The following is a 14,069-nucleotide window of genomic DNA, read 5'->3' as shown; positions in this document are numbered from 1 at the left end:
GCTGAGTTTTACCAATGATTATAGAGCATTTCAGTGGGGTGTTTAACGTGGATATTTCAGCTCGGGAAAAAGTTATCTTGGATGAATTGATCAACAGAAGTGAAGAAGTAACAATTAAAGAGTTATCGGAGAAAATAGCAGTCAGCCCTCGGACCATTCACCGCGATTTGAATACGATAGAAAAGTTATTGCGTCCATACAACCTTGAACTTATAAGGAAAACTGGGGTTGGCATTCAGATTCTAGGGGAAGAAACAAATAAGGAAATATTAAAACAAAAGCTAAACACTTTCTCCTCTCGCGAGTATACATTGGACGAAAGGCAAACAATGATTCTTTGCACATTATATGAATCAACAGAACCTGTGAAGCTTTTTGCGCTTGCCAATGAACTAGGAGTGGCGATTGCAACGATTAGTTCAGATTTACTAAAGCTAGAGGAACAATTAAAACCCTTTCAACTTTTAATAGTGAAAAAAAGAGGGTATGGAATTAAAATAAGCGGATCCGAAAAAGCAAAACGAAGAGCAATGAGTTACGTGATTGCCAAGACTTTAAAAGAAGACGAGTTGTTTTCATTTATTAAAGAACGTATCCAGAAGAAGTCTGGGAATCACGAAAGTTCTATATCCAAACGGTTATTACATCTTGTTGATAGGAAAAAATTACTTGTTATTGAAGATGTCATGCAACAATTAAATCGAGTACTCCCATTTCCAATTACGGACAATGCTTATGTCGGACTCATCGTTCATTTAACTTTGGCAATTGAACGTATTATGTTAGGTGAAAACATTCAGATGGATACGATATATTTGGAGCAGTTAACAAAGGAACCGGAATACCATATTGCACACGAAATTATCACTAAATTAGCGACCCGTTTCCAGATTGATATCCCTAATGCTGAGATTGGATATATTACGATGCATCTTCAAGGAGCTAAGCTTCGTCATAATGAAGGACAATTACTTGAAGCTTCCAATTTGGAAACGTTCATGCAAGCGAAGAAACTGATTCAGTACATGGAAGATGCTACGGGTGAAGATTTGAAGGATAACGCGCCCCTCTTAGAAGGTCTTGTTACACATTTGAAGCCTGCAATTTATCGAATTCGACAGAATATGGGTATCACCAATCCATTGTTGAAAAATATTCGTAAAGACTATGAAGAACTGTTTCAACTAGTTAAGGATGCAGTAGGAGAAGTATTTCCAGAATTACGAGTTCCCGATGAAGAGACAGGTTACTTAGTTATGCACTTCGGATCTGTTTTACTTGGCTTGAGGGGCGAAAAGGACTTAAAAGCCTATATTGTTTGTTCTAGTGGCATTGGAACATCGAAAATGCTTGTATCGCGACTTCAACGGGAAATACCAGAAATTGCAGAAGTAGTGAATGTATCTCTATTTGAATTGAATGAACTTCAAATCTCAGATAGAGACTTAATTATTTCCACTATTTACTTACAAGATTTTACTAAGGAATATATGATCGTCAGTCCGTTTATGACACAAGAAGAAATTAAGCAAGTTCAGCTGTATGCAAGAAGGCAGATGCTTATAAAAAAACCGGTTGTCTTGTTAAATCGCGTTCGTTCAAGCGTTGATGAAATAATTAACAGAATGAAAAATATCCAATTATACACGGAAACTGTAGCCGAGTTATTATCGGGTTTTCAGCATTCATCACAAAATGAATATATGTCGATAAAAAAGTGTATACGGGTAGCATGCCATCAATTGGAAAAACAAAAAATTATAAAAGATGATGAAATTGTAGCAAATGCTCTATTTGCAAGAGAAGCTCTTGGTGGGATAGGAATACCTGAAACAAAGCTCGCTTTATTTCACACCCGTCATGAACAAGTTCTAAAGCCTTCGTTTACGATTCAAACACTCAAAGACCCAATCGTTATGACAGCAATGGACGGAACTGATAGCGAAGTCAAGCATTTATTACTGTTGTTAGCCCCCCATCAATACCATAAACAGGGTTTAGAAGTACTGAGTTTCATTAGTGCACTAATTATCGAAAACGAAAAAAGTGTCGAATTGTTTGAATCCAATCAGGGGACGCTTATCCATTCTTATTTGGCACATAAATTTGAGCAGTTCATAGATGAAAAAATAAATTGACTAGAGGAGTTTTTATAATGACATTACCAATTTTATCAATCGAAAACATTGTGTTGAATCAAGTACTGGCAACAAAAGAAGAAGCAATCCGCTTAACAGGGAAAATCCTTTTTGACAGAGGCTATGTTCAGTCAAGTTATATAGAAAAAATGCTTCAACGTGAAGAAATGACATCTACGTACATGGGCAATTTTGTAGCCATTCCACATGGTACAGACGATGCAAAACAAGAAGTGAAGGAGTCAGGTATTGCGATTATTCAAGTGCCTGGGGGTGTGGATTTCGGAGATGGGAATATCGTGAAATTGATCTTTGGGATTGCTGGAAAAGGGGATGAGCATTTAGAAATCCTATCGAATATTGCAATCGTAGTTTCTGATGAAGAAAATGTAGAAGCAATTGTGTATGCATCATCTAAAGATGAAGTCTTATCCTTCTTTGAAGGAGTGAACTAACATGATCGCTGTTCATTTTGGCGCTGGAAATATAGGAAGAGGTTTCATTGGGAACTTATTGTATCAATCCGGATTTGAAACATGCTTTGTAGATGTGAACAGCGAGCTTGTTAATTTGATAAACGAAAAAAAACAATACCGTGTTGAACTTGCAAATGAAGCTCACGAAGGACTACTTGTGAAAAATGTTCGGGCTATTAATAGTGCGACGAATCCGGAATTAGTAATCGAAACAATTGCCAAAGCCGATCTTGTTACAGCGGCGGTTGGGCCGAATGTATTGCCCTTTATCGCGGGATTACTTGCTGAGGGACTTAAGGAGCGTCTCATTCAAACGGGACAACCGTTAACAATCATCGCTTGTGAAAATATGATTGGTGGAAGTGCTTTTCTAAAAGAAAAAGTATATGAAAAGTTAACTGAAGACGAAAAATCCCAATTCGATAACTGTTTTAGCTTTCCGAATGCAGCGGTAGATCGGATTGTTCCTAACCAGATAAATGAAGACAAGACAGCAGTTCAAGTGGAGCCTTTTTATGAATGGGTAGTTGAGGAATCAGAGATCATTGGTGAAAATCCGCCTGTTAAAGGGATTACGTTCGTTAAAGATTTGGAACCATATATTGAAAGGAAATTATATACGGTAAATACAGGCCATGCTGCCGTTGCTTACTTTGGTTATTTGGCAGGTATCAGGAGAATGGACGAAGCACTTGCGAGTGAAGAAATCAAAACTATGACTGAGAATGTCTTGCAAGAAACCGGTAAATTACTCATTGCTAAATATCAATTTAATGAGCAAGAGCATGGCGATTATATACAAAAAATTATGGGGCGTTTTGCAAATCCCTTTATATCTGATGATGTAACACGAGTGGGTCGCTCACCTTTACGTAAACTCAAATTCAATGATAGGCTGGTCGGCCCAGCAACTCAATACGTGGAGTTGTTTGACGAGACACCGACTTTCTTGGCGCTGGGAATTGCAGCAGCATTGCGTTATGATTATTTGGAAGATCCCGAAGCAAAGCTCATTCAAGAAACAATTCAGCGGCAAGGTGTTCGTCATGCAATTGAAACATTTACTGGATTGAAGGCTGGAACAGCTCTATTTACAGCGATTGAAGAGGGATATCAAAAACTTAAGGGAAATTAAATTACAGTAATGACATAATTGAATGATGGCTGAAAGTATAAGGAGTTGTCATTTATATAAAAAGAAGCTCATTTGCATATAGATGAGCTTCTTTTTATATAAGAAAAAATGAAGTTAAAATCAATCTTGTTTTGTCAGGTAGAGATGGATTAGCTGCTTAAGCATTTAGAATTTGAGGTGGCTATCCATGTTATCGAGATTACTTGCGGCAGTGATAATCATCCACTTACAACTTTTTCTAAGGGCTTAAGTGCGGGTTTTTCGCCTTCTACTTGAACTTTTCTAATATCAACTCTGATTAATATGGAAATAACGAATGCAACTACAAACAAACCAGCGAAATAGAGCAAGCTGCTTTCGTAACTACCCGTCATATCTTTCATCCATGCAGCGAACATAGGCCCAGCAAGACCAGCTGCCGACCAAGCAGTTAGTATATAACCATGGATTGCACCAAGCTGTTTCGTTCCGAAAATGTCGGCAATGTATGCGGGAATGGATGCGAAACCACCGCCATAGCATGTGTAAATGACTGCGAGCATAATTTGAAATAGTAGTGCATTTGTTGTGAAAGGCAATAGTGCAAACAAAAAGATTTGGATTACAAAAAATGTGGTATATGTGTTTTGTCTACCTATATAATCAGAAGTAGCCGCCCAGCCAAGTCTGCCGGCTCCATTAAAGATACCGAGGACCCCAACGAGTGCTGCAGCCTGTATAGTTGTCATACCGATACTGTCAATTGCGAGTGGTTTTGCGGCTGATAATATACCAATGCCACATGTGACATTAATAAAGAGCATTAGCCATAAATAGTAAAAACGTTTGGTTTTCACTGCTTCATTCGCTGTCAATTGTGCCAAGTCTCTCTTTTGTTCGATTTTTCCTGCTTTAACTTTTTCAATAAATCCAGCGGGTGCCCAGCCTTCTTCAGGCTTCTCAAGATATAAAGAGGATAAAATCATAACTAAAAAGTAAGAAATACCTAAAATAAAGAATGTGTTTTTTAGCCCAACAGAAGTAATAAGCGCTTCCATAATTGGGCTACTAATAGCTGCAGCAAAACCGAATCCCATAATGGCAAGACCGGTCGCAAGTCCACGGCGGTCAGGGAACCATTTTACAAGAGTGGAAACTGGCGCAATGTAACCAACGCCAAGCCCAATCCCTCCCAGTACCCCATAAAATAAATATAGTAATGGAAGCGAGGAAGCGCTTACAGCAAAACCGGAACCAATTACACCCGAGCCAAAACAAATAGCTGCCATGATTCCCGCTTTTCTAGGTCCATATTTCTCCACGAAGTGACCAAGAAATGCTGCAGACAGCCCCAAAAATAGAATGGCGATACTGAATGTGAGTTGTACTTGACTTGTGGACCAACCAAACTGATCGATTAATGGATTTGTAAAATTGCTCCAAGCATATACGGAGCCGATAGAAATATGAATACCAACTGCGGATGCGGCAATCAACCACCTGTTCTTCGTTTTCTTCCCCTTCAAACCTTTTCCCCCTTTATGAAAATATGAAATTAAACAGATATAAACCTGTAATCCCCAAAGGTAATTTCTAGCAGCTGAGCCCTATATTTAAATAGCCTTTTATTTACATGAAAGATGTATAATGTGGTAATGTTAGACATTTCAGTCATCTTAGCATTCATTGCCAATTTTGTCACGAATGTTTTTTTTAGTGTAGAAAAATATTGTTGTTTTCTTCGATAATGATCCGATCCGGGTGAGTGTACAGGTTGAATGAATTTTGCCGTATAAATCCGACTGTAGTAATTCCGAGTTCATCTGCGAGTGTCAATGCCAATTCAGTAGGGGCTGATTTTGAAAGCACAATTTCACAGCCGATTTTTGCCACTTTCAATAAAATCTCCGATGAGATACGGCCACTAAACACAATTATTTTGTCTTTTACTGAAATAGTATTTCTTAAACAATGACCGTAAATTTTATCTAAAGCATTATGTCTGCCAATATCCATCCTTGACAGTACAATGCCAGTAGGATCACAAAGTGCTGCATTATGGACACCTCCAGTTTTGTGAAACATGTCTGCTGATTGATCCATTTGCTCCATCAGAAAAAAGCAATCTTCCGGGGTAAGCGTTACATGGGTTCCTGTCATTCTTTTCACTGTTAATGCATCGTTAGCAAACACAAAACCTTGTCGGCTCATGCCGCAACAGGAGGTGATGTAGCGTTTGTTTAGCAATTTTTCGTAAAAAGGATACATCTTGTCCGTTTTGATATGGACAATTCCCAGTTCTTCCTGTAGAGAAATGTCTTTGATATCTTCATACTTTGGGATGACGCCTTCAGATGCCAAAAAACCGACCGCCATGTCTTCGATGTACTCGGGCGAGCAAACGATTGTTGCAAATTCTTGGTCATTGATTTTGATAGTGACGGGGTGTTCGACTACAATTTGGTCTTCCTTTTTCGAGAAATATCCATTTGAGTATCGAAAAACAGTCCGTTTCTTATCTTGTTCCATCTACTTTCCCCCCTTGTGTTCAATTTGCCGGTCGAAAAGAAATACGGAAATTGCAATGTCCTCTTCCAATTTGATGTCTGAGAAAAGGTGGACAAATTTAGCCCCGACGAGTTCTTCCATGCCATCGGGTGGTGCTTTTTGATAGACATCTTGAATCATTCTAGTTCTTGCAGCATGGATCATTTCTTTTCCTTCAGCTGTACTGGCAATAAATTTTTCAGTAGGAGTCAAGTTCCCATAGAGTGTTGAAATAATCATATTATCAACAAAAACCGTGTGGATTCTTTCAGGTCCCTTCCCGAATAAGTCTTTGCGTAGCTTTCTGATAATATCATTAAAATCATGTATTCTTTTTAACATGTATTTATTCCTCCTCCGTAGGTAAAAGAAAATAGTTCAAAAGCCGAAAAATAGATTGTTTATTCTCTCAACTTAAAATATACTAGTGTCTAAGAGGTGTTACAGTATGAACTGCTGTGGCATTATCGAACGGTAAATAGAAATATGGATTGGTAGTTTAACATGTCCTGTTAGAAGACTATTCCACTATGAAAGTGCACTTGTCAAGTCGGTGTATTTTTTCATGGTGGTTTTTTATTTATAAAAAAGGAGGCGCATACATGCCAATCAAGATTAACGGTTCCAATTATGACTTCGTGGAAGGCAAGACGATTCTTGAGGTGATCAATCAATATCAAATTGATCATCCGCAAATATGTTACTTACCTGAAGTGGACCCAATTGAGACATGTGATACGTGTATCTTGGAAGTAGATGGCCGTCTAATGCGTGCTTGTTCAACAAAAGCTGTCTCTGGAATGAGCGTAGAGCTGGCTTCAACTCGTGCTAAAGAAGCCCAGACGGAGGCAATGGATCGAATTCTAGAAAATCACCTTTTGTATTGTACAGTGTGTGACAACAATAATGGCAACTGTAAAATACATAATACGGTGGATATGATGGAAATCGAACATCAAAAATATCCATATGAACCAAAATGCACACAGGAAAGTGTTGATTTTACACACCCATTTTACCGTTACGACCCAAATCAGTGCATTGCTTGCGGCCAGTGTGTTGAAGTATGTCAAAATTTACAGGTAAATGAAACCTTATCGATTGATTGGGAGAGGGACCGTCCAATTGTTCTGTGGGATGGGGGGGCGAAAATTAATGACTCATCTTGTGTAGGCTGCGGTCACTGTGTTACCGTATGCCCATGCAATGCACTAATGGAAAAATCAATGCTTGGTGAAGCCGGATTCATGACCGGGCTAAAAGAGGAAATCCTGACGCCGATGATTGAACTTGTCAAAGATGTTGAGCCGGGGTATAGCGGCATTATGGCCGTCTCAGATGTTGAATCGGCGATGCGCGATACGAGGACGAAGAAAACGAAAACAGTATGTACATTCTGCGGTGTTGGGTGCTCATTTGAAGTGTGGACGAAAGATAGAAAAATTTTGAAAATCCAACCCGTTTCAGATGCGCCAGTCAACGCGATTTCGACATGTATAAAAGGGAAATTCGGGTGGGATTTCGTCAACAGCGAGGAACGAATTACGACACCACTTATCCGAAAAGGCGATTCTTTTGTTGAAGCTACGTGGGAAGAAGCGCTTGACCTTGTTGCTTCGAAACTAGGTACAATAAAAAAAGAGTATGGAAAAGAAGCTGTGGGCATCATTTCATCTTCGAAGATTACAAATGAGGAAAACTATGTGATTCAAAAATTAGCACGTCAAGTATTTGAAACAAATAACGTTGATAACTGCTCACGCTATTGTCAGTCACCAGCGACAGACGGTCTATTCCGTACAGTAGGGATGGGCGGAGACGCTGGAACTATTAAAGACATAGCGAAGGCTGGACTTGTCATTATTGTCGGGGCTAATCCAGCTGAAGGACATCCAGTTCTGGCCACTCGTGTGAAGCGTGCACATAAGCTGCACGGACAAAAATTAATTGTCGCCGATTTGCGAAAAAATGAAATGGCTGACCGCTCTGATATCTTTATAAGTCCGAAGCAGGGAACTGATCAAGTGTGGCTCATGGCAGTGACAAAATACATGATTGATAAAGGATGGCACGATCAGTCGTTTATTGATGAAAATGTCCATTACTTGGGTGAATTCAAAGAAGTTCTTGAGAAATATACACTCGACTATGCTGAAACAGTATGTGGTGTATCAAGGGATATGCTAATCAAGACAGCGGAAATGATTCGTGATGCAGACGGTACTTGTATTCTTTGGGGGATGGGTGTCACACAAAATACTGGTGGATCGGATACTTCCGCCGCAATCTCCAATTTGTTACTTGCGACAGGTAATTATCGACGTCCTGGTGCTGGGGCTTATCCGCTACGTGGACATAATAACGTACAGGGTGCATGTGATATGGGATCGCTACCAGGATGGTTACCAGGCTATCAACACGTCACTGATGATAAGGCACGTCAGAAGTTCGAAAAGGCATACGGCGTGAAAATCCATAATAAGCCCGGACTTGATAATATTCAGATGCTACACTCCGTCGATGCTGGAATCATGAAAGCCATGTATATAGTTGGTGAAGATATGGCGCTCGTCGATTCTAATGCGAACTATGTACACGATGTCTTGTCTAAGCTCGACTTTCTCGTTGTGCAGGATATTTTCTTCTCAAGAACTGCGCAATATGCAGATGTCATTTTACCGGCGGTTCCATCACTTGAAAAAGACGGAACATTTACAAATACGGAAAGACGTGTGCAGCGTTTATACAAAGCACTTCCGGAATTGGGAGACGCACGCGCGGACTGGTGGATTGTACAGGAAATCGCTAACCGTCTAGGTGCAGAATGGAACTACAGTCATCCGAGTGAGATTTTTGCGGAAATGGCTAGCCTTTCACCGTTATTTAGACAAGCTGATTATAGCGTAATGGAAGATTGGGACAGCTTCTTATGGGGAAGTTTGGATGGCGAAAGTACACCGCTGTTGTACGTGGACGGATTTAATTTCCCTGATAAAAAGGCACGTTTTGCTCTGTCTGACTGGGTGGAACCTGTTGAGTTTCCCTTAGAATATGACCTCCACATCAATAACGGGCGTTTGCTAGAACATTTCCACGAAGGCAATATGACGAATAAATCGGATGGAATTCAGAAGAAAGTGCCGGAGGTTTTCGTTGAAGTTTCACCGGAACTTGCGAAAGAGCGTGGTGTGTTAAGTGGTTCCCTTGTACGCTTGATTTCGCCATATGGCGCATTAAAATTACCAGCACTCGTAACGGACCGTGTAAAGAAAAATGAATTGTTCTTGCCGATGAACTCAGTTGAAAAAGAATCAGCCATTAATTTCCTAACCGGACCTGCAGTCGATCAGCGCACGAATACACCAGCGTATAAACAGACGATGGTACGAATGGAAGTACTTCGAAAAGAAGGCGAAAACCCGTTGCCTAAGTCAAACCATCGTAATAAAGAGCGTCACCCACAAAATGGTGTTGAAGTGGAGCGGAAATGGGCGCGTCCAGGATATATACAATTAACTGAAGCTAAGAAAGAAAGGTGATATACGATGGCGGCACCAATTACTTCTATTAAATGGAACGAACTGACACCACAAGAAATCAAACAGAATAAACTGGGTGAGCTACAGTCATTAATTGCCAAACAAGACCAGGCACTCAATAAAATACTTGAAATTACTGGGGAGTTGGATGACGCAGGCGTCTTCGATGCACTGAAGGCGATGGTGAAAGCAAAGGATGATATCGCGAAAATTGCAGTAGACCAAGCATCACGTGACCCAGTAACCAATATTATCAACCATGTGCTATATGCAACTAGTGTGATTTCATCTATTGACCCTGATGTTACAGCGAAACTTGCTGCGAGCGTTAAAAGTGGATTGCATGAAGCTGAGCTCTATAGCGGTAATGGGCAAAAAGTAAGCATTTTTCAATTGATGACTGCATTAAATGATCCTGATACGAACCGTGCAGTAAAATTTGGACTGGATTTTCTGAAAGGGATGGGAAAAGGGTTAGAATAAGATAACAAGTAGGAGAAGGTTCGAAAAAGTACCAGTAATACGTCTCGATTACACACAAATAAATTGAAATCAGCCATACATGTTAATGGCTGATTTCAATTTGTGTTACACAGTACTTAATTACGTCGATAGCTCCATTGTTGGTATTGAAAGCGTACAAAGCAACCTATGCAAAAACCCAGAATTGCGATGAGTGCGGCTATGCCAACCATCGTCGTAGCGATATTAAATAATATAGTCCAATTCAATAAAAAGCTTACGCATGCAACGAATAAAAATCCGACAGCCAACCATTGGTTAAATCGTAACTGCGCGTAGTCTTCTTGAATATATTGATTAGCCGGTTTAACTAAAAAACGCTTAATAAGTACTAAAATCGGATGAAATCCCGTCAATAAACTTGAAAGATTTGCGATTAATGGAATGAGTAATATCCAAGCTGACTGTGTTAGAAGTGCAATAATTACAGTCAAAACAATCGTCCATTGATTTGCCATTACTAAAGGTTTTGGTATTGTTTTCACATTAAAACCTACTATTCTAATTGGATTTTATACAATTATATGTTATGGTGACCGGAATGTACATGAGTAAGAGGAATAAAAATAGTGTAAATGGACTTCTATAACTTCTTAGTGAAAAGTAGAAGCGATTTTTGGTATTTAGCTAAAATTGAAGTTCAAGGTTACCATGCATAAAAAAGAACTCAATTATATTTCGATTGACTTTAACTTGTGATTCTATTCAGTGTCTTGTATGAATATTCTATCTTCCTTTATTAGTTAAAATTACAGGAATGAGATGAAGGTCGACTATCAGCTCTAGATGTACAAAGCTGAAAAATGATTTTAGGAAATGATTACTGTATGAATGAATAAAAAAGCTTTTTTACTCGCGCTGTTTACAGTCATTGTATGGGGATCAGGTTCGCCGCTATACGTGCTAGTTTACTAAGTGGATATTCACTGAGCAATTTGATAAATACTCGCTTTTTAATAGCATCTAGCGTTTTCGTTATTTATGCCCTCTGGTCTGGAACTAAATTCCGGTTACCTAAAAAAGAGGATATTCTAAAGATAGGTTTACTTGGTTGGATTGGGATTAGTGTCTATCACTGGGGAGTTATATATAGAAGAAGTGACGGTGTCTGCAGGTGCCGCAGAAATGTTCATTGCTTCTGCAACAGCATTGATAGCTGTCATATTTCTGAAAGAGCGGTAAAGTACTCTCACGGGGATGTTTGTCGGTATTATCGAAATTGTTCTCATTACAGTTGGAACTAAGGGAACATCTTTCACTATTTCAAAAGGAGTTTTTTTCATTTTGAACGCATCTATTGTAAAATCTTTTTTCTTCGTTTTCCAAAAATCACTATTGAGATGTTATCGTACCAATGAAATAACCACATACTTCACTTGGGGAGGAACTGCCATTCTTCATTTACTTCCCAGGTCTCTTACAAGGCATTCAGGGTGCTACAAATGAAGCAAATTTGTCGACTATTTATTTGGAGGTTTTCCGGAGGCAACTGCTTATGTTACATGGGCTACGGAACTTTCATTGGGAGAGACGGGTTCAGTTGCAAGTATGTTATATGCTGAACCAGTTGTTGCCATTAATGTCGCCATTGCGAGTAATCCGATTTATGTAAATAAACACGTTATAAATTGTTAATTATTCAAGAAAATGAAAGACACCAGATTCCAAAACAGTCAGAATTGCTTTAGAATCTGGCGCTTTCCACAGTGCATGATACTAAGCTTGAACTAAATTATAAATAATCGAATACGTCGTCATTCAATCTCTTGGCACGAATGTTTTACAATCCGTTTCTTCACTACTTGTTGCTTTTTTTCCTTTTTGGCTGACTACGTAGATAGAATTCGCTTTACATTTGTTTCCGGGACCCCAGAATTTACAGTTACTCACTTCGCAAAGAATTTCTTGAGCCATAGTATCACACCTCCTTTTTATTATGATGAGCAAAAACAGAGGATTGATACTTTTTTCTTTTAAAATCATTCATTAAGAAAACTATCATGATTTTAAAAAATGGGGTACAATTGAAAACATTGCTCAAGCGCGTAGTATGACCAATAATATTAACTATAGTAGTTGAATAAACGAATACCCTATATAAACTGAATGAGGGCACCTTACAAGGTGTAGCCGAAGTCCTAATGCTGCAGCGAAGCAAGTTAGCATGGGGCGGGAAGTATCCTTAGCGATATAGTTAGTTCAATGGAGTTCTTTATTTCAACACATATAGCATGATTATCATTAGGAGCTGTTCGTAAATGTCTATTAAAACAGAAGTTGAAATGAAATTGAAGCAACAGGGAAATCAAAGTGAAAATCGGGGGCGACTGTTAGTAAAATGTCCGGATAAACCTGGAATTGTATCGATGTTGTCGACATTTTTACTTAATCATGATTCGAATATCATTGAATCAAGTCAGTATTCGAATGATCCCGAAAAGGGAAACTTTTTTATTCGAATGGAATTTTACTGTGAAAATTTGAAAGAAAAGTCAGCGCAAATGGAAAGTGATTTTGAGGAAATTGCTACCAATCATTCTATGGATTACCACTTTGCTTACGAAAGTGAACGGAAGCGGACAGCTATTTTTGTTTCAAAAGAGCCACATTGTTTGATTGAACTTTTGTGGGAATGGCAAAATGGTGACTTGGACACAGATATTGTAGTCGTTGTAAGTAACCATGAGGACGCACGGGAGATGGTCGAATCTTTAGGAATTCCTTTTCACTATATTCCTGCCAATAAGGACATTCGGAAAAAAGTAGAAGAAGAACAGATTCGCCTAATGGAAGAATATAGTGTTGATTTACTAATTCTTGCTCGCTATATGCAAATTCTTACGCCTGACTTTGTAAATCATTTTCAACATCGAATCATTAACATTCATCACTCTTTCTTGCCGGCGTTTATTGGAGCCCGACCATATGAACGGGCATATGATCGTGGTGTGAAACTGATAGGGGCTACTTCCCATTATGTAACAAACGATCTTGACGAAGGTCCAATAATTGAACAGGATATCGAGCGTGTAGATCATCGTGACGACGTAATAGATTTGAAAAAAATTGGAAGTCGAATTGAGCGACGTGTTCTTGCAAAAGCTGTAAAGTGGCACCTCGAAAATCGAATTATTGTCGAAGGTAACAAAACGATTGTGTTTCATTAATATTGGTTTTTTGCGTTTGGTACAGATTTTAAATAGTTAAGGAATCTAGCTTCATAGCGCCTGGAATCAGTATGTAAGTCAATGTAACGACATAATAAATAAGGCCAATTTCTCAATTAAACACGAATGATTACAATGTCGTGTTTAGTAGAAACTGGTCCTTTTTATTTATTGAATTATTACTATGTGCACTGAAAAGATATGATTTTATCCAAGTCTATTCTCCATGGAAGCCATGCATAGCCATCCCATTTAAAACCCGTGGTTGTAAAATAATCGATGTAAGTTGGATGAAACCAAAATGATGTTCGGTTTACGAGACGTAGGTAAGTATCGCGATATAAGCAACCTCGTAGCGCGCCTGGATCTATTGAAAGTGGTCCAGTTTGTTGTTTTGGGATAGTAGATGGCGGTGGATTGGTCGGTGCTGCACCTTGTTTCGTAAATTGAACTTGTTCTTGATTTTTTGGATAATGTGGCTGTCCAAAGGGGAGTTCCGAGTTATTGGGATTGTGCGGGACTGGAAACTGATTATCAGTCAAAATTGAGTGCCTCCTTTTTCGATA

The 14,069-nt window shown here is 39.0% G+C and carries 12 protein-coding genes; 6 read left to right on the top strand and 6 right to left on the bottom strand.

All coding sequences use genetic code 11. The annotated features are described in order from the left end of the window. Positions 1-47: 47 nt before the first annotated feature. The 3 genes from MKZ26_RS04130 to MKZ26_RS04120 are packed head-to-tail and all read left to right on the top strand — an operon-like array spanning position 48 to position 3,749. Positions 48-2,138: a BglG family transcription antiterminator gene (locus tag MKZ26_RS04130; RefSeq protein WP_340764591.1), complete on the top strand. Its 2,091-nt coding sequence runs from the start codon at positions 48-50 to the stop codon at positions 2,136-2,138. A gap of 17 nt (positions 2,139-2,155) precedes the next feature. Next, the gene (locus MKZ26_RS04125) at positions 2,156-2,593 is read left to right on the top strand and encodes a PTS sugar transporter subunit IIA (RefSeq protein ID WP_067208818.1); all 438 of its coding nucleotides are present in this window, start codon (positions 2,156-2,158) and stop codon (positions 2,591-2,593) included. Between the two features lies 1 nt (position 2,594). After that, entirely contained in the window at positions 2,595-3,749 is a 1,155-nt protein-coding gene (locus MKZ26_RS04120; RefSeq protein ID WP_340764589.1) for a mannitol-1-phosphate 5-dehydrogenase, read from the top strand. Between the two features lie 218 nt (positions 3,750-3,967). On the opposite strand, the gene MKZ26_RS04115 is transcribed toward MKZ26_RS04120, so the two are convergent. From MKZ26_RS04115 to MKZ26_RS04105, 3 genes are all read right to left on the bottom strand, one after another. Beyond that, positions 3,968-5,254, bottom strand: a complete 1,287-nt coding sequence (locus MKZ26_RS04115; protein ID WP_340764587.1) for an L-lactate MFS transporter — start codon at positions 5,252-5,254, stop codon at positions 3,968-3,970. Between the two features lie 187 nt (positions 5,255-5,441). After that, complete coding sequence (gene fdhD / locus MKZ26_RS04110; protein ID WP_340764585.1) at positions 5,442-6,257, bottom strand: formate dehydrogenase accessory sulfurtransferase FdhD; 816 nt, start codon at positions 6,255-6,257, stop codon at positions 5,442-5,444. Next, complete coding sequence (locus MKZ26_RS04105; RefSeq protein ID WP_340764583.1) at positions 6,258-6,617, bottom strand: DUF2294 domain-containing protein; 360 nt, start codon at positions 6,615-6,617, stop codon at positions 6,258-6,260. A gap of 260 nt (positions 6,618-6,877) precedes the next feature. On the opposite strand from MKZ26_RS04105, the gene fdhF reads away from it, so the two are divergent. Both fdhF and MKZ26_RS04095 read left to right on the top strand, forming a co-directional pair. Beyond that, complete coding sequence (gene fdhF / locus MKZ26_RS04100) at positions 6,878-9,814, top strand: formate dehydrogenase subunit alpha (RefSeq protein WP_340764581.1); 2,937 nt, start codon at positions 6,878-6,880, stop codon at positions 9,812-9,814. 6 nt (positions 9,815-9,820) lie between these two features. Further along, positions 9,821-10,297 (top strand): DUF1641 domain-containing protein, encoded by a 477-nt coding sequence (locus MKZ26_RS04095; protein ID WP_340764580.1) that lies wholly within the window; start codon positions 9,821-9,823, stop codon positions 10,295-10,297. A 116-nt stretch (positions 10,298-10,413) separates the two neighbouring features. On the opposite strand, the gene MKZ26_RS04090 is transcribed toward MKZ26_RS04095, so the two are convergent. Then, positions 10,414-10,821 (bottom strand): DUF4395 domain-containing protein, encoded by a 408-nt coding sequence (locus MKZ26_RS04090; RefSeq protein ID WP_340764578.1) that lies wholly within the window; start codon positions 10,819-10,821, stop codon positions 10,414-10,416. A gap of 1,273 nt (positions 10,822-12,094) precedes the next feature. Further along, positions 12,095-12,250: a DUF1540 domain-containing protein gene (locus MKZ26_RS04085; RefSeq protein WP_082786555.1), complete on the bottom strand. Its 156-nt coding sequence runs from the start codon at positions 12,248-12,250 to the stop codon at positions 12,095-12,097. A gap of 344 nt (positions 12,251-12,594) precedes the next feature. Between MKZ26_RS04085 and purU the strand changes: the two genes are divergently transcribed. Further along, positions 12,595-13,503 (top strand): formyltetrahydrofolate deformylase, encoded by a 909-nt coding sequence (gene purU / locus MKZ26_RS04080; RefSeq protein ID WP_340764576.1) that lies wholly within the window; start codon positions 12,595-12,597, stop codon positions 13,501-13,503. Between the two features lie 182 nt (positions 13,504-13,685). On the opposite strand, the gene MKZ26_RS04075 is transcribed toward purU, so the two are convergent. Next, positions 13,686-14,045, bottom strand: a complete 360-nt coding sequence (locus tag MKZ26_RS04075) for a collagen-like protein (RefSeq protein WP_340764574.1) — start codon at positions 14,043-14,045, stop codon at positions 13,686-13,688. Positions 14,046-14,069: the final 24 nt, after the last annotated feature.

This window comes from Sporosarcina sp. FSL K6-6792, from assembly GCF_038004885.1.
Classification (GTDB): Bacteria; Bacillota; Bacilli; order Bacillales_A; family Planococcaceae; genus Sporosarcina; species Sporosarcina psychrophila.
Note: the sequence above shows the minus strand (reverse complement) of the source record. Positions and strands in the feature narration are given on the sequence as shown.